This is a genomic window from Burkholderia sp. 3C, assembly GCF_054589155.1.
This window is the reverse complement of sequence record NZ_BAAILN010000107.1, coordinates 66,740-86,488: the sequence shown is the minus strand read 5'-3', so window position 1 is coordinate 86,488 and position 19,749 is coordinate 66,740. Positions and strand designations below refer to the sequence as shown.

The 19,749-nt window shown below is 68.2% G+C and carries 16 protein-coding genes and 1 pseudogene; 14 read left to right on the top strand and 3 right to left on the bottom strand.

The genetic code is table 11. The features are described 5' to 3' along the window. Positions 1-166 precede the first annotated feature (166 nt). The gene (locus ACYP33_RS21085; protein ID WP_459623781.1) at positions 167-1,069 is read right to left on the bottom strand and encodes a LysR family transcriptional regulator; all 903 of its coding nucleotides are present in this window, start codon (positions 1,067-1,069) and stop codon (positions 167-169) included. Positions 1,070-1,170: 101 nt separating this feature from the next. Here ACYP33_RS21085 and ACYP33_RS21080 point away from each other — a divergent pair, with 101 nt between their 5' ends. The 6 genes from ACYP33_RS21080 to ACYP33_RS21055 all read left to right on the top strand — a co-directional run bounded on the left by ACYP33_RS21080 (position 1,171) and on the right by ACYP33_RS21055 (position 8,016). Further along, the gene (locus ACYP33_RS21080; RefSeq protein WP_459623780.1) at positions 1,171-2,871 is read left to right on the top strand and encodes an FAD-dependent monooxygenase; all 1,701 of its coding nucleotides are present in this window, start codon (positions 1,171-1,173) and stop codon (positions 2,869-2,871) included. 148 nt (positions 2,872-3,019) lie between these two features. Further along, positions 3,020-4,378, top strand: coding sequence for an MFS transporter (locus tag ACYP33_RS21075; RefSeq protein WP_459623779.1), 1,359 nt, complete (start codon positions 3,020-3,022; stop codon positions 4,376-4,378). A gap of 40 nt (positions 4,379-4,418) precedes the next feature. Further along, a complete protein-coding gene (locus ACYP33_RS21070; RefSeq protein WP_459623778.1) occupies positions 4,419-5,276 on the top strand; it encodes a fumarylacetoacetate hydrolase family protein in 858 nt (285 codons plus the stop codon). 22 nt (positions 5,277-5,298) lie between these two features. Next, the gene (locus tag ACYP33_RS21065) at positions 5,299-6,231 is read left to right on the top strand and encodes a VOC family protein (RefSeq protein WP_459623777.1); all 933 of its coding nucleotides are present in this window, start codon (positions 5,299-5,301) and stop codon (positions 6,229-6,231) included. Between the two features lie 85 nt (positions 6,232-6,316). After that, entirely contained in the window at positions 6,317-7,453 is a 1,137-nt protein-coding gene (locus ACYP33_RS21060; RefSeq protein WP_459623776.1) for a porin, read from the top strand. 146 nt (positions 7,454-7,599) lie between these two features. Continuing rightward, positions 7,600-8,016 carry a tellurite resistance TerB family protein gene (locus ACYP33_RS21055; RefSeq protein WP_459623775.1) on the top strand — a complete coding sequence of 139 codons (417 nt, stop codon included), beginning with the start codon at positions 7,600-7,602 and terminating at the stop codon, positions 8,014-8,016. A gap of 34 nt (positions 8,017-8,050) precedes the next feature. On the opposite strand, the gene ACYP33_RS21050 is transcribed toward ACYP33_RS21055, so the two are convergent. Continuing rightward, entirely contained in the window at positions 8,051-8,770 is a 720-nt protein-coding gene (locus ACYP33_RS21050; protein ID WP_459623774.1) for a GntR family transcriptional regulator, read from the bottom strand. A 173-nt stretch (positions 8,771-8,943) separates the two neighbouring features. On the opposite strand from ACYP33_RS21050, the gene ACYP33_RS21045 reads away from it, so the two are divergent. From ACYP33_RS21045 to ACYP33_RS21015, 7 genes are all read left to right on the top strand, one after another. Then, a complete protein-coding gene (locus ACYP33_RS21045; protein WP_414449665.1) occupies positions 8,944-10,158 on the top strand; it encodes a pyridoxal-phosphate-dependent aminotransferase family protein in 1,215 nt (404 codons plus the stop codon). 121 nt (positions 10,159-10,279) lie between these two features. Then, positions 10,280-11,563, top strand: a complete 1,284-nt coding sequence (locus tag ACYP33_RS21040; RefSeq protein WP_414449664.1) for an MFS transporter — start codon at positions 10,280-10,282, stop codon at positions 11,561-11,563. A gap of 74 nt (positions 11,564-11,637) precedes the next feature. Next, a complete protein-coding gene (locus ACYP33_RS21035; protein ID WP_459623773.1) occupies positions 11,638-12,426 on the top strand; it encodes a 2-keto-4-pentenoate hydratase in 789 nt (262 codons plus the stop codon). 188 nt (positions 12,427-12,614) lie between these two features. Continuing rightward, positions 12,615-14,165 (top strand): methyl-accepting chemotaxis protein, encoded by a 1,551-nt coding sequence (locus ACYP33_RS21030; protein WP_459623772.1) that lies wholly within the window; start codon positions 12,615-12,617, stop codon positions 14,163-14,165. A 138-nt stretch (positions 14,166-14,303) separates the two neighbouring features. Further along, positions 14,304-15,038, top strand: coding sequence for a gluconate 2-dehydrogenase subunit 3 family protein (locus tag ACYP33_RS21025; protein ID WP_414444831.1), 735 nt, complete (start codon positions 14,304-14,306; stop codon positions 15,036-15,038). Between the two features lie 2 nt (positions 15,039-15,040). Further along, positions 15,041-16,822: a GMC family oxidoreductase gene (locus ACYP33_RS21020; protein WP_459623771.1), complete on the top strand. Its 1,782-nt coding sequence runs from the start codon at positions 15,041-15,043 to the stop codon at positions 16,820-16,822. A 14-nt stretch (positions 16,823-16,836) separates the two neighbouring features. After that, entirely contained in the window at positions 16,837-18,135 is a 1,299-nt protein-coding gene (locus ACYP33_RS21015; RefSeq protein WP_459623770.1) for a c-type cytochrome, read from the top strand. Between the two features lie 67 nt (positions 18,136-18,202). On the opposite strand, the gene ACYP33_RS21010 is transcribed toward ACYP33_RS21015, so the two are convergent. Beyond that, on the bottom strand, positions 18,203-19,288 hold the full coding sequence (locus ACYP33_RS21010) for an acyltransferase family protein (RefSeq protein ID WP_459623769.1): 1,086 nt from the start codon (positions 19,286-19,288) through the stop codon (positions 18,203-18,205). A gap of 249 nt (positions 19,289-19,537) precedes the next feature. Here ACYP33_RS21010 and ACYP33_RS21005 point away from each other — a divergent pair. Next, positions 19,538-19,749 (top strand): annotated as a pseudogene (locus ACYP33_RS21005) (methyl-accepting chemotaxis protein); the annotation flags it as partial.

Genomic DNA, 19,749 nt, shown 5'->3' with positions numbered 1-19,749 from the left:
ATCGGCATGAGCGCGCAGCCCTCGTGCTCATGCGCGAAGAGGATGGTCGGCCCCGAGCGCTACAACGTCGGGCCGTGGCCGTTCCAGCCGTGACCATGCTCGGCCACGGCCTGCTTGCCCGCCCGCGGCGATATCCACGTCTGCCAGTCCCCATGAACGCTGCTCATCAATCCGGTTGCTTGAGCGTGTCCGCCACCAAGCGCCGGAACCACCGATGCCCGGCGTCGTTGTGATGGCGCGCGTGCCAGAACTGCTGCACGGTCAGGTCGGGCAGCGCGATCGGCAGCGGAAACACGTCCACCTGCGCGAGACGCGCGAACAGCGCCGCAAGCTCGTCGGGGATGGCCGCGATGTAGTCCGAATTCGCCACCAGGCTCGGCACCGCGAGCAGGTACGGCACATCCACGCCCACCATCAGCCGTGCCCCATGGCTGCGCAACTCCTTTTCCAGCAACTGGTTGGTCAGCGCCAGCGTGCCGGCCACCACGTGCTTGCGCTCGATGAATTCGGCGAGCGTCATGCGCCGTTTGCCGCGCGCCTTGCCGCGTTTGACGATGCCCACCAGCGAGCGCCGGAACAGCGGCTGGCGGTGCAGGTTGTCGCCGAGCTTGCCGAGATAGCCGATCGCGAGATCGAGCGCGCCGTCCTGCAACGCGCCGGCCAGCTCGGGCGACGGCAACTGGATCGGCTTGAGCACAGCGCCCGGCGCCTGCTCGCGCAAGGCGGCCAGCAGGCGCGGCAGCAGCACGATCACGCCCATGTCGCTCAGACACACCGAGAACGAACGCGTGGTGGTGGCGGCATCGAATCCCTTCGCACTCCAGATTTCCTCCTGCACCACGGCCAGCACGTGCGCCACGCCCTGCGCCAGCCGCTCGCCCACCGGCGTGGGCGCCATCACCGCGCCCGCACGCACGAACAGGTCGTCCTGGAACAGCGTGCGCAGCTTGCCGAGCGCGTGGCTGACGGCGGGCTGCGTCAGGCCGAGGCGGTCGGCGGCGCGCGACACGCTGCGTTCCTCGGCAAGCGCTTGCAGCACGTACAGGAAGTTCAGGTCGGGCGTGTTCATGTATGCAGTGAATTCATTCCGGATATGAAATTCATTGTATAGATTTATAGAGATAAGCCGTTTACTTTCACATCCAGCTTAGAAAACACCAGGAGACGGCAGTGCTGGATTGTGACGTGATCATCGTGGGCGGCGGCCCGGTCGGGCTTTTTCTCGCCGCTGAATTGGGCCAGCGCGGCGTCAGCGTCGAGCTGTTCGACGCGAAGCCGTGCACCAGCCGGCACCCGGCCGCGAACGCCAACAGCGCGCGGACGATGGAGCACTTTCGCCGCATCGGCATCGCCGCGCGCGTGCGGGCGCTGGGGCTGCCGGCCGACTATGCGCCGGACGTGGCCTATTTCACCTCGATCGCCGGGCATGAGCTGGCGCGGCTGCATCAGCCCAGTTCGCGCGAGGCCGTCGAATGGGCGAAGGGGCATGCGTTCACGTGGCCCACGCCCGAACCGCCGCACCGCTGCTCGCAGCTTTACGTGGAGCCGGTGCTGCTGGAGGCGGCGCGCGGCCACGACGGCTGCCGCGTGCATTTCTCGGCGCAGGTGACGGGCTTCGAGCAGGACGACGATGCCGTCACGGCGCGCGTCGAACTCGACGCCACCGACGATCGCCCGGCCGCCACGCGCACCGTGCGCGCGCGCTACCTGATCGGCTGCGACGGCCCGCGCAGCCTGGTGCGCAAGACGCTCGGCATTCGGCTGGCCGGCATGGCGGGCGAGAAGCGCGAATTCATGGGCGGCCAGATGGACGCCGTCTACTTCCACGCGCCCGATCTGTACCGCGCGAGCGGCCACCCGCCGGCCTGGCAGTACTGGACGTTCAGCCCGACGCAGCGCGCGCTGGTGATCGCCGTGGACGGCGCGGGCCACTTCATCATGAACGTGCAGTTGCGCGACGGCGAGGCGGCCGACGCGGCCGACTTGCCGAGCGTGCGCGGCCGGATCGCGGAGGCGATCGGCGCGGACATCCCGTTCGAGATCAAGAGCCGCTCGGCCTGGACGGCCGGCTTCGCGCTGGTGGCCGAACGCTTCGCCGAGCGGCGCGTGTTCCTGGCCGGCGACGCCGCGCACCTGTTCACGCCAACCGGCGGCCTCGGCTACAACACCGGCATCGACGATGCGGCCAACCTGGCCTGGAAGCTCGAAGCGATGGTCAAGGGGCTGGCCGGCGAGGCGCTCGGCGCGAGCTACGAGGCCGAGCGGCGGCCCGCCGCGTTGCGCAACACCGCGTTCGCGCGCGGTTTCGCCGACAGCATCGGGCACGTGCGCCTGCCGCCGGTTGCGTATCAGGCGGGCGAAGCCGGCGAGGTAGCCCGCACGGCGATCGGCGATTACCTCGCGTTCCACGCGACCGGCGAATTCGTGATTCCGGGCGTGCATCTGGGCACGCGCTACGACGCGTCGCCGCTGGTGGAGGCCGAGGCCGGCACGCCGCCGCCCGACGCCGCCAATCTCTATCTGCCGACCGCGCGCGCCGGACATCGCGCGCCGCATGTGTGGCTGGCCGACGGCCGTTCGCTGTACGACCGTTTCGGCCCGGGCTTCACGCTGCTCTGCACGCGCGCGCCGGGCGCCGGGTTCGATCAGGCGGCCGTGCAGCGCGCCGCGCCCGCGCTGCCGCACCTCGCCGTGCTGCGTATCGACGACGCCGAGCTGGCGCAAGCCTACGAAGCGGCCTACGTGCTGATTCGACCCGACCAGCATGTGGCTTGGCGTGGCGATGCGCTCGACGCCGGTTTCGAGGCCGCCGCGTGGCGCAGCCTCGGGCACCGGCATCGCGAGCCGGCCGCCGCGCTCGCGGCGCAATAGGGCGGGGCCGGGATTCGGGCGTGATGTCGTTCAGTCGTCCTGTCGATTTTTCGTTGTGCCGCTGTGTCGCTGTGCCGTTCTGTCGTTCCACCGGGCAACTCGCGCCCGTGAAAAAAATAGCGAATCACAATCCATCGGAGACACCACCATGCAAGCGCAGTCCGTTGCCCCACCGGGCGTTGCCGACACCGTGCAGCGCTCGCCGCTGCAAACGCTCACGCTCGTCCTCTGCTTCCTGGTCGTCGCGGCGGACGGCTTCGACGTCGCCTCGGTCGGCTATGTCGCGCCGCTGCTGAAGGCGGCGTGGTCATTGAGCCCGGCCCAGCTCGGCCCGATCTTCGGCGCGGGCCTGTTCGGCCTGACCGTCGGCAGCTTCGTGTTCGGGCCGCTGGCGGACCGCATCGGCCGCAAGCGCGTGATCACGATCTCGCTGGTGCTGTTCGGCGTCGGCAGCCTCGCGTGCGCCTACGCGCCGTCGGCGGCGTGGCTGGTGGCCTTGCGTTTCCTGACCGGCGCGGGCCTGGGCGGCGCGATGCCGAACGCGATCACGCTGTCGTCCGAATTCAGTCCGGCGCGCGGGCGTGCGATGCGCGTCACGCTGATGTTCTGCGGCTTCACGCTCGGGCTGGCCTGCGGCGGCGCGGTGGCCTCGCTGCTGCTGCCGCGCTTCGGCTGGCAGGGCGTGTTCGTGTTCGGCGGCATCTGCCCGCTGGTGCTCGCGCCGGTGATCTGGCGATGGCTGCCCGAATCGGTCCGCTTCATGGCCGGCAAGCCGCGCTATGCCGACGAAGCGCGCCGCGTGATGGCGCGCCTGACCGGCGACGCGAACACGCCGCTCGACGCCGCAACAGCCGGCGAAGCCGCCTCGCACGACGCGGATCGCCCGCGCGAAAGCGCGGTCGGCGTGCTGTTCTCGGCCCGCTACCGCACCGGCACCTTGCTGCTCTGGATCGCGTTCTTCTGCACGCTGTGGGTCTATTACCAGGTCAGCAGCTGGCTGCCGACGGTGATCACCAGCGCCGGCATCGACGCGGCCCACGCGGCGCGCGTCGGCGCGATGCTGCCGCTCGGCGGCACGATCGGCTCGCTGGTCAACGCGCGGCTGATGGACCGCATGAATCCGTTCTTCGTGCTGACCGGCTCGTACGCCGTGGCCGCGCTCGCCATCGCGCTGATCGGCGCGACGCTCGGCTCGCCGTCGCTGGTCTGGGCGACGGTGTTTCTGGCCGGCTTCGGGCTGTCCGGCGCGCAGACCGGCGCGAACGTGCTGGTGGCCGGCTTCTACACCACGGCCGCCCGCGCCACCGGCGTGAGCTGGGCGCTCGGCGTGGGCCGCATCGGTTCGATCATCGGCTCGATGACGGGCGGCCTGCTGCTCGCGGCGTTTCATTCGCCCACGGCCGCGTTCGCGGTGTTCGCGGCGCCGGTGGGGGTGGCCGGGCTCGCGATGCTGGTGAACGGCTGGCTCTATCGCACTCACGGTGACGCCCGCGCCTCGCGCGCGTGACGGCACTTCTCACACTCTCCCTGCAAAAAAGGAACGAAATATGCGGTTGGTGAATTTCATGTTGGATGGACGCGCGACGCTCGGCGTGCGCGAGGGCGACCAGGTGCGCGTGCTCGGCCACGAGCCGCTCGAAACGGTGCTGGCGCGCGGCGTGGATCTGGCCGAGTGGGCCGGTGCGCAGTCGGGTGAACCGGGCGGGCAACGCGTTCCGGCCGAGGGCCTCGAATGGTTGCCGCCGTTGCAGCGGCCGCCGAAGATCCTCTGCGTCGGTCTGAACTTCGCCGATCACACCAAGGAGAGCAACTACGATCAGCCATCCTATCCAACGCTGTTCCTGCGCGTGAACACCAGCCTCGTCGCGCACGAGCAGCCGATGATCCGCCCGGCCGTGGCCGATTCGGAAGGGCTCGATTTCGAGGGCGAGATTGCCGTGGTGCTGGGCAAGGGCGGCCGCCATATCGCGCGCGAGCAGGCGCTCGATTGCGTGGCCGGCTACGCGCTGTTCAACGACGGCTCGGTGCGCGAATACCAGTTCAAGACGCCGCAATGGACGGTCGGCAAGAACTTCGATGCGACCGGCGCGTTCGGCCCCGATCTGATCACGCCCGACGAGCTGCCGCCCGGCATCAAGGGGCTGCAACTGGAGACGCGCGTGAACGGCGCGGTCGTGCAATCGGCGAGCACCGACGACATGGTGTTCGACGTGGCGTCGCTGATCAGCATCATCAGCGAGGCCATCACGCTGGAGCCGGGCGACGTGATCGTGTCGGGCACGCCGTCGGGCATCGGCTGGGCGCGCACGCCGAAGCTGCTGATGAAGGCGGGCGACGTGTGCGAGGTCAGCGTCGAGGGCATGGGCACGTTGCGCAACGTGATCGCGGATGAAGCGGCGCGCTGAACCCGAACCGGGAGAAACGAGCATGAGCGGAGCCTTATCCCCCGCGCCGCGCGCGGGCGTGCATTCGATCGATCACTTCGCGCTGAACGTGCCGTCGATCGACGAGGCCGAGCGCTTCTTCGGCGCGTTCGGTCTTGCGGTGACGCGCGCCGGCACGCGCGCCGACGAACTGGAAGTGCACGCGGCCGACGGCTGGCGCTGGGCGCGCGTGCTGCCGGCCGCGCGCAAATCGCTGGCCTACCTGAGCTTCAACTGCTTCGACGGCGACCTCGACGCGCTGCGCGAGCAGGCCCGCGCGGCGGGCGCGCGCTTCACGGCCGGGCCGGACGCGGCCGGGTTCTGGTTCCACGATCCGGACGGCAACCTGATCCAGGTGAAGGCCGGGCCGAAGACGAGCCCGGCCGCGAAGGCGCCGCGCGACGTGGCGGGCACGCCGGCCGACCGGCGCGGCAACTGCACGCGGCGCGAGGTGCGGACGGTGCGGCCCGCGCGGCTGTCGCACGTGCTGCTGTTCTCGCCGGACGTGCTCGGCGCGATCGATTTCTATCGCGACGCGCTCGGCCTGCGGCTGTCCGACAAGTCGCTCGACCTGATCGCGTTCACCCATGCGCCGCATGGCAGCGATCACCATCTCGTCGCGTTCGCGAAGAGCGGCGCGCGCGGTTGGCATCACGCCGCCTGGGACGTCGACGACGTGAACCGGGTAGGCGAGGGCGCCGCGCAGATGGCCGCGGCCGGCTACGCGAAGGGTTGGGGCACCGGCCGGCATGTGCTCGGCTCGAACTATTTCCATTACGTCGAGGACCCGTGGGGTTCGTTCTGCGAGTACTCGGCGGATATCGATTACGTGTCGGCCGGGCAGGCATGGCCCGCCGGCGATTTCGCACCGGAGGATTCGCTGTATCTCTGGGGGCCGGCGGTCCCCGAGAACTTCACGCGCAACAGCGAGGCTTGACGGAGGCAGGCGCAAAGGCATTCGCGGCACCAGCATGACCCGCAACACCCGCAACACCACAACAATCAAATAGACGGATGGAGACATGAAGGTCAAGACGATCATGGCGGCCGGCGCGTTCGCGCTCGGCTGCGGCGCGCACGCGCAAAGCAGTGTCACGCTGTACGGCATTCTGGATACCGGCGTGGAGCTGGTCACGCACGCCGGCCCGACGGGCGGGCGCGTGGTGCGGATGCCGGGCATCACCGGCTCGGTGCCCTCGCGCTGGGGCGTGCGCGGCACCGAGGATCTCGGTGGCGGCTACGCGGCGACGTTCGTGCTGGAGGACGGCTTCAACGTGCGCTCGGGCGACGTCAATCAGGGCGGCCGGCTGTTCGGGCGGCAGGCCTGGGTGGGCGTGACGAACCGCTACGGCACGCTGAGCTTCGGCCGGCAATACACCATGTCGTACTGGGCGATCCTCGATTCGGACCAGCTCGGCCCCGACATCTACGGCGGCGTCGGCTCGATCGATTCCTACATTCCGAACGCACGCAGCGACAACACCCTCGCCTACAAGGGCAGCTTCAGCGGCGTCACGCTCGGCGGCACCTATTCGTTCGGCCGCGATTCGGCCGGCACCGGCAATTCGCCGGGCCAGGGCACCTGCGCGGGATCGCTGCCCGGAAACTTCAACGCGTGCCGTCAATGGTCAGTACTCCTGCGGTATGACGCGGATCACTTCGGCGTGGCGGCGGCCTACGACGAGCAGCGCGGCGGCCCCGGCGCGGCGGCCAACCTGTTCAACGGCACCGCCGCGATCGCGCTGACCGACAGCGGCGACAAGGACCTGCGCATGCAGTTGAACGGCTATCTGAAGGCCGGCGCGTTCAAGCTCGGCGCGGGCTGGCTCGGGCGGCGCGTGGAAGTGGCCGGGCCGGGGCTAGCCGGCGTGCGCAGCGACATCTTCTATGTGACCGGCTCGTATCTGGCGACGCCGACCGTGATCGTCGATGGCGGCATCTACCGTACCGTCGACAGCGCGCAGGACACGCGCGCGACGCTGGCGGCACTGCGCGGCACGTATCTGCTGTCGAAGCAGAGCAGCGTCTATCTGCAGACCGGCTACGTGTTCAACAGCGCGAAGGCGCGCTACACGCTGAGCCAGGGCGGCCCGGGCACCACGCCGAACGCGGGCGTGGGCCAGCTCGGCGTGATGGCCGGCATCCGCCACAACTTCTGAGGCCGCCCGCGCCGCACTAGGGCGGCGCGGAAAGTTCGGTTTTTTCGAACTGAAACGTATTGAAATGCTGGTTTTTCCGATGCCGCGATTCGCCGATACTGGCGCATCTTCAACCACGCGGATCGAACCGCAACGGAAATCACGCCATGCGTACCTATCGTCGTAACAGTCCTCAAGCCGCCGCCCGTATCGTCGCCCTGGTGATGATCGCGGACGGCCACGTCGACGCCAACGAGGAGCGGATGCTGGCGCGGCTCGGCGTGATCGCGCGGCTGGGCCTGCGCCCCGGCGAGTTCGACAGCGTGGTGCAGGCCTTGTGCGAAGACATGGAAATCGGCAGCGGCAGCGGCTTCGACGCCACGGCGCACGCGCCCTTGCTGGCCGAGGTCGACGATCCGGCGTTGCGCCGGGTGGTGCTGCGCGCGTGCTTGGCGGTGGCGTCGGCCGACGATTATCTGGCCGACGGCGAAGTCGCCATGCTGGCGGCGATCTTCGATGCGTGGGTGGTGCCGGCGCCGGCGCCGGTGCAGGGCATGGCTCGCACGATGGCGGTGGCCGCGTAAGCGCGCGGCAAGCGTCGCAACACGGCCGGGCGGCTCAGGCGCGGCCGCCCGCCGCGCTGGCCTGTGCTGCGGCGTCGAGTTGCAGCACCGCGTCGCGCTTGTCGAGCAGGTGGCGGCGCAGGATCTGCGCGAGCCGCGCGCCGTCGCGCGCTTCGAGCGCCTCGATCATGTCGGCGTGGTCGTGGATCGCGCGATCCCATTTCGCACTCTGGAAGTTCGAACGAAACCGCAGCGCCTGCAGCTTGCGGTTGATCGCGAGGTAGGTTTGCCGCAGCGCCGCGTTGCGCGCCGCCATGTTGATCAGGTCGTGAATTTCGCGGTTGCGGCTATAGTAGCCGGCCAGGTCCTGCCGTGCGCGGCAGGCCAGCATCGCGTAGTGCAGCGCCTTGATCGTGTCGATCTCCTCGGCCGTGATGCGATCGCAGGCCAGTTCGCCCGAAAACGCCTCCAGCCCGCTCATCAACTCGAAGGTCTCGCGAATCTCCGCCTCCGACATCTTCGACACCGACGCGCCGCGGTTCGGCGCGATATCCACCAGCCCCTCCGCTTCGAGCACCTTCAGCGCTTCGCGCAGCGGCGTGCGCGAAATGCCGAGCATCTCGCAGATCTCCCGTTCGTTGAGCTTTTGCCCCGGTTCGAGCGTGCCTTCGACGATGAAGTTGCGCAGATGCTCGACCACCGTGTCGTGCAGGCGTTGCCGCTCGACCGGAGGCAGCACGGCGCGCGGGGGGGAGGCGGGGGTGTCATTTTGCATACAAAAAACGGATAAATCGTCCAGGCGTCGATTTTACACGAAGGCCATCCCGTCATAATTTTGAGAAATGTCTCGAAATGTACGCGGGTAAACCACGTGCAGATTGCGGTTGTGATTCGCCGCTTGGGAGGAATATAGTTTTTTGCATGCAAAATTCAACCAGGAGAACATGCATGCTCAAGCTGGATTTCCATCCCTCTGGCCGCCACTTCCTTCAGATCCCGGGGCCGAGCCCGGTGCCGGACCGGATCCTGCGCGCGATGAGCTACCCGACCATCGACCATCGCGGCCCGGAATTCGGCGCGCTGGGCCTGAAGGTGTTGAGCGGCATCCAGGCGATCTTCAAGACGCGTCAGCCGGTGGTGATCTACCCGGCGTCGGGCACCGGCGCGTGGGAGGCGGCGCTCGCCAACACCATGAGCCCCGGCGACACCGTGCTGATGTACGAGACGGGCCAGTTCGCCACGCTCTGGAAGCGCATGGCCGAGAACCTCGGCCTGAAGCCCGAATTCATCGGCGGCGAGGACGACTGGCGGCGCGGCGTGGACGCGAACCGGATCGAGGCGCGGCTGCGCGAGGATCGCGAGCACCGCATCCGCGGCGTCTGCGTGGTCCATAACGAAACCTCCACGGGCGTGACGTCCGACATCGCCGCCGTGCGCGCGGCCATCGACGCGGCCGGCCATCCGGCGCTGCTGCTGGTCGACACGATCTCCGGGCTGGCCAGCGCCGATTACCGGCACGACGAATGGGGCGTGGACGTCACCATCTCCGGCTCGCAGAAGGGCCTGATGCTGCCGCCGGGCATCAGCTTCAACGCGGTGTCGCAGAAGGCGCTGGCCGCCAGTGCGGATGCCAAGCTGCCGCGCAGCTTCTGGGGCTGGGCCGAGATCATCGAGATGAACAAGGGCGGCTACTGGCCGTACACGCCGAACACGAACCTGCTCTACGGCCTGTCGGAAGCGCTCGACATGCTGGCCGACGAGGGGCTCGACCAAGTGTTCGCGCGCCATCAGCGGCTCGCGCAGGCCTGCCGCCACGCTGTTCAGGGCTGGGGCCTGGAGATCCAGTGCGCCGATCCGGCCGTCTACAGCCCGGTGCTGACCGGCGTGCGGATGCCCGAGGGCGTCGATGCCGACGCGGTGCGCAAGATCGTGTACGAGCGCTTCGACATGTCGCTCGGCGCGGGGCTCGGCAAGCTCAAGGGGCAGATGTTCCGCATCGGCCACCTCGGCGACTGCAACGACCTGACGCTGATGGCCACGCTGGCCGGCTGCGAGATGGGGCTGCGGATCGCCGGCGTGCCGCTGGCGGCCAGCGGCCTGCCTGCCGCGATGGACTACCTGGCCGCGCAGGCCGTGCGCACGCCGCTCAAGGCGGCGGCCTGAACCCGGTGGCCGGGCGGCGCTCCGCACCGGCCGCGCCCATTCCGTGATTCGCCCCGCGCAACGCACGCGGGGCAGGCAGTGTGGTGGCGGCAAGACCTATTCCAACATTCGGAGACACACGATGAAACGGTATCGATTGACGAGCGCGACGAACGTCGTGCTCGTCATGTTGTGCGTCATGTATTTCATCACCTACCTCGACCGCGTCAACGTCAGCACCGCGGCGGTCGGTTTCGGCAAGGAGTTCGGCCTGTCCCACACCGAGGTGGGGCTGGTGTTCTCGGCCTTTGCGTATCCCTATCTGGTGTTCCAGATCATCGGCGGCTGGGTCAGCGACCGCTTCGGCGCGCGCAAGACGCTGATCGCGTGCGGCGCCGTGTGGGGCGTGGCGACCTTGCTGACCGGCATGGCGGGCGGGCTGGTGTCGCTGCTGGCGGCGCGGCTGCTGCTGGGTTTCGGCGAGGGCGCCACGTTCCCGGCCGCCACCGCCGCGATGTCGCGCTGGGTGGCGAAGGATCAGCGTGGCTTCGCGCAGGGCATCACGCATGCGGCGTCCCGCGTGGGCAATGCGCTCGCGCCGGCGGCGGTGGTGCTGATGATGGCGAACTTCGGCTGGCGCGCGGCGTTCTTTCTGTGCGGCGCGCTGAGCCTGTGCTGGGTGATCGGCTGGTGGCTGACCTACACCGAGCAGCCGCGCGACCACCCGCGCATCACCGAGGCCGAACTGGCGATCCTGCCGCCGCCGAAGCCGCGCGCGACGCGCGTGCGCTGGGGCGCGCTGTTTCGGCGGATGCTGCCGGTCACGCTGGTCTATTTCTGTTACGGCTGGACGCTGTGGCTGTTCCTGAGCTGGATTCCGCAGTTCTTCCTGCATCACTACCACCAGAACCTGCAGACCTCGGCGCTGTTCTCGTCGGTGGTGTTCCTGGCGGGCGTGCTCGGCGACACGGTGGGCGGCGTCGTGACCGACCGCATCCTGCGCCGCACCGGCAGCCTCGCGCGGGCGCGCAGCGGCATGGTGTCGGTCTGCATGCTGCTGACGCTGGTCGTGATGGTGCCGCTCGCGTTCGTGCACGGCATCGGGGCGGCCACCACCTGCCTCGCGCTCGGCTTCTTCTTCGCCGAGATGACGATCGGGCCGATGTGGGCGATTCCGATGGATATCGCGCCGGAATTCTCGGGCACCGCCAGCGGCATGATGAACACCGGCTCGGCACTGGCGGCGATCGTCTCGCCGGTGATCGGCGGCGCGCTGATCGACCGCTTCGGCAGTTGGGAGTTGCCGTTCTACGTCAGCATGGCGCTGATGGCGGTGGGCGTGGTGTGCGCGTTCCGCATGCATCCGGAGCGGCGCTTCGACAACGCCGAACCCGATGCGGCCGTCGCCTCGCATCAAGGCGTCTGAAGCAAGGCATTTGAATCAGGGCATTTGAGCGTGCCTCTCTTTTTGTTTCGGCATCCACACAGGAGCATCGACGCGTGAGTCTTTCCCTCGAACCCCGGCAGCGCGACGCGGTGGCGCCGCTCGCCTGGGCACTGGCCGCCGCCTGGCGCGACGGCACCCGGCTCGACCCGGCGCAGAGCGCGGGCGTGCTGCCCGACGCGCAAGCGGCCTACGACACCCAGCACGCCGTGCTCGATGCGCTCGGCGCGCAAGTCGGCGGCTGGAAGGTCGGCGGCAAGGGCGCGGACGGCCCGGCGCAAGGCGCGCCGCTGCCCACCATCGCGCTGCATCCGAGCGGCGCGCGGCTCGCGCGCGATCCGGCCGCGCCGTTCGGCCTGGAGCTGGAAATCGGCTTTCGCTTCGGCCGCCGCTTCGCACCGCGCGCCGAACGCTACACCGAGGACGAGGTGCTGGCCGCGATCGCCTCGATGGTGCCGACCATCGAGGTGGTCACGAGCCGCTGGGCCGGCTGGCCCGAGGTCGATCGTTTCGCACAACTGGCCGATTTGCAGAACCACGGCGCGCTGATCGTGGGCGAGCCGGTGCCGTACGACGCGGCGTATCCGTTCGTGTCGCCGGCGCTGTCGTTCAGTTTCGCGGGCGAGCGGGCGGCGCCCGCCGCCACCGGCAGCAACCCGGCCGTCGACCCGCGCCGCCTGCTGACCTGGCTGGTCAATCACAGCACCGTCGAGCGCGGCATCGCGGTCACGCCGGAGCAGATCGTGACGACCGGTTCCTATATCGGCATGGTGTTCCCGGCGGGGCCGGGCCTGGCCGAAGGGCGCTTCGACGGGCTGCCGCCGATCCGCCTGGAAGTCGCCTGAGCCTTGTCGGACGGGGGATTCGGCCGTTTCGCGGTGGCTTTGGCTGCATCACGCGACGTGCCGAATCGCTAGCACGTTTGCGGGATTTATTAAATCAGATGAAACGCTAAAGTTAATTAAGCACTCGCCGTAAACGTTCTCATGCGTGGCCGATAACGACACAGTGTGTACCCCCGGAGAACAACAAAATGAAGTTTGGTAAAGCAGGCTTTTCGCTGCAGACGCGGATCGCCTTGACGATGTGTTTTCTTGCCGTCCTGATGGTGGCCATCGGTGCGCTGGGCTTGCTCGGCACGATCCGGGCGAACCACGCCAATCAGGACACCTACGAGAACAAGCTGACCGCCGCGACCAATATCGGCAACGCCGAGATCTACATCGCCCGCACGCGCCTCGTGCTCGACCGCCTGGCGCTGCACCCCGACGATCCGAAGGCGCAGGAGCAGATCGAGCGCGCCACCGGCTTCTTCGCGAAGTCCGACGAGTGGTGGCAGACCTTCGTCAAGCAGCCGCACGAAAAAAGCGAAGCCGACCTGATCGACGAGGCCACCTCGCGCCGCGCCACCATGCGCGACGCGGTGGCGGGCTTCATCGACGCGATCCGCGCGCACGACGCCGCGCGCATCGACACCATCGCCATGACGCAGCTCTCCGCGCTCTACAACGCGATGAGCGCGGCCAACGACAAGGTCAAGGGCGCGCTCTACGCCAACGCCAAGACCAACTACGAGGCCGCCGAGGCGAGCTTCCGCGTGTATTCGGCGCTGTCGGTGGCGATGATCGCGATCGGCGTGATCGCGGCCGGCTTCAGCTGGTTTTCGCTGCGCCGCGCGATCATGAGGCCGCTCAACGACGCGCTCTCGCATTTCGAATCGATCGCGCAGGGCGACCTGCAGCGCCGTATCGACGTGCACAACGACGACGAGATGGGCATGTTGCTGCGCGGCGTGGCCGCCATGCAGACGAGCCTGGCCGGCACCGTGCGCGAGGTGCGCAGCAGCACCGAATCGATCGCCACGGCCACCCAGCAGATCGCCTCGGGCACGCTCGACCTGTCGGTGCGCACCGAGGAGCAGGCCGCCTCGCTGGAGGAAACCGCCGCGAGCATGAGCGAGCTGACCGCCACCGTGAAGCAGAACGCCGAGAGCGCGCACACCGGCCGGCGTCTGGCCGACAACGCCTCGAGCGTGGCCGCGCGCGGCAACGACGTGGTGGAGCGGGTGGTCGGCACGATGGGCGGCATCGACAGCAGCTCGCGCAAGATCTCGGACATCACCGGGATCATCGAGGGCATCGCGTTCCAGACCAACATCCTGGCGCTGAACGCCGCGGTGGAAGCGGCGCGCGCCGGCGAGCAGGGCCGCGGTTTCGCGGTGGTCGCCAGCGAAGTGCGCAGCCTCGCGCAGCGCTCGTCGGCGTCGGCGAAGGAAATCAAGGAATTGATCGGCGAATCGGTGCAAACGATTGCCGAGGGCAGCGAACTGGTGGCCGACGCGGGCCGCACCATGCAGGAAGTGCTGGGCGCGGTGCGCGACGTGGCGACCATCATGAACGAGATCGCCGCCGCCGCCGAACAGCAGCGCATGGGCATCGAGCAGGTGGACACCGCCGTCAGCCAGATGGATTCGATCACGCAGCAGAACGCGGCGCTGGTCGAGCAGGCGACCGCGGCGGCGCAGGCCCTGAGCGAACAGTCGCACCGCATGCGCGGCCACGTCGAGACGTTCAAGCTGGCCTGACCCGCTGGCGCGCGGCGTTGCCGCCGTCGAGCAGCACGTATTGATTCGCAGTAGAGGGGCCGCGCAACGCACGCGGCCCCGAAGTACCGCTGAAGTACCGCTTGCAGTGCCTCTCTTTCTCCACAACACGATTCGACAATGACGACAGCGAAAGATCGCAGCCGGCGGAGCTTTCTCAAAGGCTCCATCGCGATTGCACCCATAGCCGTGGTCGGGATCACCGGCGCCGTGGCGAGCAGCAGCCCGCCCACGCCCGCGCCGGGCCTGCCGCCCGCCGACCGGCCCACCGTCGAGCACTACACCCCCGGCTATTTCACGCCGGAGGAATGGGCGTTCGTCAACGCCGCCTGCGACGTGCTGATCCCGAAGGACGACATCGGTCCGGGTGCGGTCGAACTCGGCGTGCCGCAGTACATCGACCGCCAGATGCAGACGCCGTACGGCGATGCGGCCCGCTGGTACATGCAGGGGCCGTTCTTCAAGGTCGAGCCCGAGTTCGGCTACCAGTCGAAGCTCACGCCGAAGGAGCAATACCGGCTCGGCATCCGCGCGATCAACGCCTACAGCCGCGCGCATTTCGGCGGCAAGGCGTTCGCCGACCTGGGCCATGCGCAGGGGACCGCTTTCATCAAGAAGATCGAATCGGGCGAGATCAAGTCCGACGACTTCAACTTCAAGGGATTCCTGAACGGTTTCCTGCTGAAGAACGTGATGGAGGGCTACTTCGGCGATCCGTCCTACGGCGGCAACAAGGACATGGCCGCCTGGAAGATGATCGGCTACCCCGGCGTGCGCGCCGACTACCTGGAGTTCGTGGGCGAGGCCAAGCCTTATCCCTACGCGCCCGTCAGTCTCTACGGCAAGCGAGGATAAGCATGGCGAGCATCAAGAAAAAGCCGGTCGACTGCGTGATCGTCGGCTTCGGCTGGACCGGCGCGATCATGGCGATCGAACTGGCCAACGCGGGGCTCAACGTGGTGGCGCTGGAGCGCGGCGACGCACGCGAGACGGTGCCCGATTTCGCGTATCCGCAGATCGTCGACGAGATCAAGTATTCGGCGCGCAACGCGCTGCTGCAGAACCTCTCGAAGACCACCGTCACCAACCGCCACACGAAAGACCAGACCGCCGTGCCGTACCGGCAGATCGGTTCGTTCAAGCCGGGCGAGGGCGTGGGCGGCGCGGGCTCGCACTGGTCGGGCGTGCAGTCGCGCGTGATGCCGGACGAGCTGCGCTACAAGAGCCACATCACCGAGCGTTACGGCGCGAAGTTCATCCCCGAAGGCATGAACCTGCAGGATTGGGGCGTGACCTACGACGAGCTCGAACCGAGCTTCGACCGCTTCGAGCGCGTGTGCGGCACCTCGGGCGTGGCGGGCAATCTCGACGGCAAGCCGACCGGCGTCGGCAACCCGTTCGAAGGCCGCCGCAGCGGCGCCTATCCGCTGCCGCCGCTGACCGATCACCCCACCGGCAAGCTGTTCGCGGCCGCCGCCAAGGGCCTCGGCTACCAGCCGTTCGCGCTGCCGGCCGGCAACGCGTCTGGCCCGTACACCAACGAATACGGCTGCCAGCTCGGGCCGTGCAACTTCTGCGGCTTCTGCAGCGATTACGGCTGCCTGAACTATTCGAAGGCCTCGCCGCAAACGGCGATCATCCCGGCGCTGCTGCGCAAGCCGAATTTCGAGCTGCGCGTGAATTCGCACGTGATCAAGGTCAACACCGACGCGAGCGGCAAGCGCGCGACCGGCGTGACCTATATCGATCACGAAGGCAACGAGGTCGAGCAACCGGCCGAGATGGTCGTGCTGGCCGCGTTCCAGTTGCACAACGTGCACCTGATGCTGCTCTCGAAGATCGGCCAGCCGTTCAACCCGGACACCAACGAAGGCACGGTCGGCCGCAACTTCTGCTACCAGCTGCTGAACAGCGTGAACATGTTCTGGGACAAGGACACGTACATCAATCAGTTCATGGGCGCGGGCGGTGGCGGCCAGGCGATCGAGGAGTTCAACGCGGACAACTTCGATCACGCGCAACTGGGCTTCATCGGCGGCGGCATCATCTGGGGCCGCCAGACCGGCAACGGCCCGGTGCGCGGCATTCCGCTGCCCAAGGGCACGCCGAAGTGGGGCAGCGAGTGGAAGCAGGCCGTCAAGGACAACTTCCTGCACACCGGCCGCATCGAATCGCAGTGCAGCAACATGGCGTATCGCAATTGCTTCCTCGATCTCGATCCGAATTATCGGGACGCCTACGGTTCGCCGCTGCTGCGCCTCACGCTCGACTGGCAGGACAACGACCTGCGCGCCTCGGAATACGTGGCCGGCAAGATGATGGAGATCGGCCGCGCGATGAATCCGAAGTCGATCTCGGGCCGCATCCTGAAGCCGGGCGCGCACTGGGACACGCGCGCGTACCAGAGCACGCACATCAGCGGCGGCACGGCGATGGGCGCCGATCCGAAGACGAGCGTGGTCAACAAGTACCTGCAAAGCTGGGACGTGCCGAACCTGTTCGTGATGGGCGCGAACGTGTTCGCGCACGGCCTCGGCTATAACCCGACGGGGCTGGTGGGCGGTCTCGCTTACTGGGCGGCGAGCAACATCCGCTCGCAATACCTGAAGAATCCCGGCGCCGCCATGGTGCAGGTCTGAGCGAGCGACAAGACATGCGGAAAATCATTACTGGAGTGGTGGCGGCCGGCGTGGTGGCGGTCGGCGCCTTGTGGGCATTCGCCTCGGTCACGCCGGGCGCGAACCTCGATGCGGCGCTCGCCACGCGCCGCGGCGACGCCGTGCACGGCGCGTATCTGGCGCGGGCCGGCGACTGCATCGCCTGTCACACGGCCAAGGGCGGCGCGCCGTTCGCGGGCGGCCTGCCGTTCGCGACGCCGGTCGGCACGATCTATTCGACCAACATCACCGCCGACCGCGAGCACGGCATCGGCGGCTATACGTTCGACGAGTTCGTGCTGGCGATGCGCGAGGGCGTGGCCAAGGGCGGCAAGCATCTGTACCCGGCGATGCCGTTCACGTCGTATGCGAAGGTGTCGGACGCGGATCTGCAGGACTTGTACGCGTACTTCACCACGCAGGTGCCGGCCTCGGCGCAACCGAACCGCGCCTCGGACATCCCCTGGCCGCTCAGCGTGCGCTGGCCGCTCGCCTACTGGAACCGCGCGTTCCATGACGATTCGCGCTTCGTGGCCGATGCCGCGAAGAGCGTCGAATGGAATCGCGGCGCCTATCTCGTGCAGGGCCTCGCGCACTGCAGCACCTGCCACACGCCGCGCGGCGCGGCGTTCCAGGAGCTGGACGTGAGCGGCAAGAGCGATCAGTACCTGGCCGGCGCGTCGCTCGACGGCACCGCGCCGATCAACCTGCGCTCGTCGGCGGGTGGCGGGCTGGAGGCCTGGTCGGTGGACGACGTGGTGGCGACCCTGAAGACGGGCCGCAATCCGCATTCGTCGGTGTCCGGGCCGATGGGCGAGGTGGTCGAGCACAGCACGCAGTACCTGAGCGATGCCGACCTGAAGGCGATGGCCGTCTATCTGAAGAGCCTGGGCGCGCCGCCGCAAACCGCGTCGTTCCATCCCGACGACGCCACCGTCAAGGCGATTCTCGGCGGGACGGTGCAGGGGCGCGGCGCCGAGGTGTATCTCGACAGTTGCGCGGCCTGCCACCGCGTGAACGGCAAGGGCGCATCGGGCGTGTTCCCGTCGCTCGTCGACAATCCGATGGTCACGCAGGCCAACCCGGATTCGCTGATCGCCGTGATCCTGGCCGGCTCGCGCCTGCCGTCGACGCAGACGGCGCCGTCGCGGCTGGCGATGTCGGGTTTCGGCTGGCGCTACAACGACGAGGAGATCGCGCAACTGGCGAGCTTCGTGCGCTCGAGCTGGGGCAACCGGGGGCCGGCGGTCACGGCCAGGCAGGTGGCCGCGGTGCGGGCGAAGACCGGCGGGTGAGGTCGGGCTGATTGGGCCTGAAAAGGGCCTGAAACGGGCGAAGGCGCTGCGCGAGCAGCGCCTTTTTTCATGGCCGCCGCGACGCGCCCGTGCGACGCAAGGGCAGGCGGCCCTGCAGCGCGTCGAAGCCGCGCAGCAGCGCACGCTTGATCGGGCCGGCCAGCGGCTTTTCCACGACGACGTGCACGCCGAGCGCGAACCCGATCGCCAGCAGCAACACGCCCCAGAACAGCAGCGTGCGGTCGATCGACGGCGCGGCCGCATTGAACAGCATGTAGCCGACGTTCTGGTGGATCAGATACAGCGGGTAGCTGATCGCGCCGAACCACACCCAGCGCGTACCGCCGAGCAGCGGCGTGCGGCGCAGCGCGAGCCCGAGCATGACGGCGAAGAACCCGCTCATGATCGCGCCCACCACGCCCAGGCGAATGCCGGCGCCGAAGTTCTCGTTGAACGACGCCAGCAGCAGATGCTCCTGATACAGCGACAGCGCCCAGGCCGCGCCGACCAGCAGCAACCGCGAACGGTTCGGGCCGTGCTGACGCATCAGGTAGCACGCGGCCCCGCCGATGAACAGGCCGGCGTAATCGGTGATCAGGAAGCCCTTGAGCTTGATGAACGGGAACAGATCGACCAGCACCACGCCGATCAGCCAGACGAACAGCCAGCGTTCGGCGCGATGGATCTGCCCGACCAGCAGCAGGATGCCCACCAGCAGATAGAAGCGCAGCTCGGTGCCGAGCGACCAGTACGCGCCGTCGATCGGTTGCAGGCCGAAGCCGCCGCCGAGCCGGATCAGATTGACGAGATATTGCGGCCAGCTTGCCGTGAAGCGCTCGCTGCCGAGCGCCAGCGTCACGAGGAACGTCACCGTGCAGCAGGCCCAGAACGCCGGCAGCAGCCGCGCGGCGCGCGACGCGACGAATTTGCCGAAGCGCGCCTCGCCGGCCGTCATCAGGATCACGAAGCCGCTGATCATGAAGAACAGGTGCACGCCGAGGAAGCCGTACTGCGCGACCGGCTCCAGCGCCGGATAAAACATCCCGGTCAGGCCGTCGGCGGCATGGCCGCGGAACGCGTAGTGGAAGAACACGACGGCGAGGGCGGCGAGGAAGCGAAGCAGATCGAGTTCGGGAATGCGGTGGGACTTCACGGGCGGACGCGGTTGGAATCGCAGTGGCAGGGGCACGCCGGAGCGCGCAAGGTCTGGATCGGGCGGGCGAATTGTAGCCTACCGTGGGGAGCCGGCGAGCCCCCGAATCCTGACCGCAAACCCTAAAGATTCCTTACGAATTGCCGATAAGCGCTTACGCCGCGGACTGCATTCGCGTTTTCCGCCCGACACCGTGCGCTTCGGCCAGGGTGCCGGGCGGCGACCTATTTTCGACACGCTTCGTCCGATATGACTCTATTCGCCATGCGCCGCACCAGCATCGGGGTGCGGCTCGCCCTTTTTTCCTGCCTGCTGTTCGCGCTGAGCCTGGCCGCGTTCGCCTGGGCGCTGACCCGCACGGCCGGCACTGAAGTGACCGACCAGGTTCTGCGGCGCATCGCCGAGAAGGACGCCTCGATCGCCGACACGATCGCACTGTTCGACAAGGCGCTGACGGCCGA

Bases quoted from the DNA above. Each gene is read 5' to 3' on its own strand.
- ACYP33_RS21085 (WP_459623781.1), bottom strand. From the start codon at position 1,069: ATGAACACGCCCGACCTGAACTTCCTGTACGTGCTGCAAGCGCTTGCC.
- ACYP33_RS21075 (WP_459623779.1), top strand. From the start codon at position 3,020: ATGCAAGCGCAGTCCGTTGCCCCACCGGGCGTTGCCGACACCGTGCAG.
- ACYP33_RS21070 (WP_459623778.1), top strand. From the start codon at position 4,419: ATGCGGTTGGTGAATTTCATGTTGGATGGACGCGCGACGCTCGGCGTG.
- ACYP33_RS21065 (WP_459623777.1), top strand. From the start codon at position 5,299: ATGAGCGGAGCCTTATCCCCCGCGCCGCGCGCGGGCGTGCATTCGATC.
- ACYP33_RS21060 (WP_459623776.1), top strand. From the start codon at position 6,317: ATGAAGGTCAAGACGATCATGGCGGCCGGCGCGTTCGCGCTCGGCTGC.
- ACYP33_RS21055 (WP_459623775.1), top strand. From the start codon at position 7,600: ATGCGTACCTATCGTCGTAACAGTCCTCAAGCCGCCGCCCGTATCGTC.
- ACYP33_RS21050 (WP_459623774.1), bottom strand. From the start codon at position 8,770: ATGCAAAATGACACCCCCGCCTCCCCCCCGCGCGCCGTGCTGCCTCCG.
- ACYP33_RS21045 (WP_414449665.1), top strand. From the start codon at position 8,944: ATGCTCAAGCTGGATTTCCATCCCTCTGGCCGCCACTTCCTTCAGATC.
- ACYP33_RS21040 (WP_414449664.1), top strand. From the start codon at position 10,280: ATGAAACGGTATCGATTGACGAGCGCGACGAACGTCGTGCTCGTCATG.
- ACYP33_RS21030 (WP_459623772.1), top strand. From the start codon at position 12,615: ATGAAGTTTGGTAAAGCAGGCTTTTCGCTGCAGACGCGGATCGCCTTG.
- ACYP33_RS21025 (WP_414444831.1), top strand. From the start codon at position 14,304: ATGACGACAGCGAAAGATCGCAGCCGGCGGAGCTTTCTCAAAGGCTCC.
- ACYP33_RS21020 (WP_459623771.1), top strand. From the start codon at position 15,041: ATGGCGAGCATCAAGAAAAAGCCGGTCGACTGCGTGATCGTCGGCTTC.
- ACYP33_RS21015 (WP_459623770.1), top strand. From the start codon at position 16,837: ATGCGGAAAATCATTACTGGAGTGGTGGCGGCCGGCGTGGTGGCGGTC.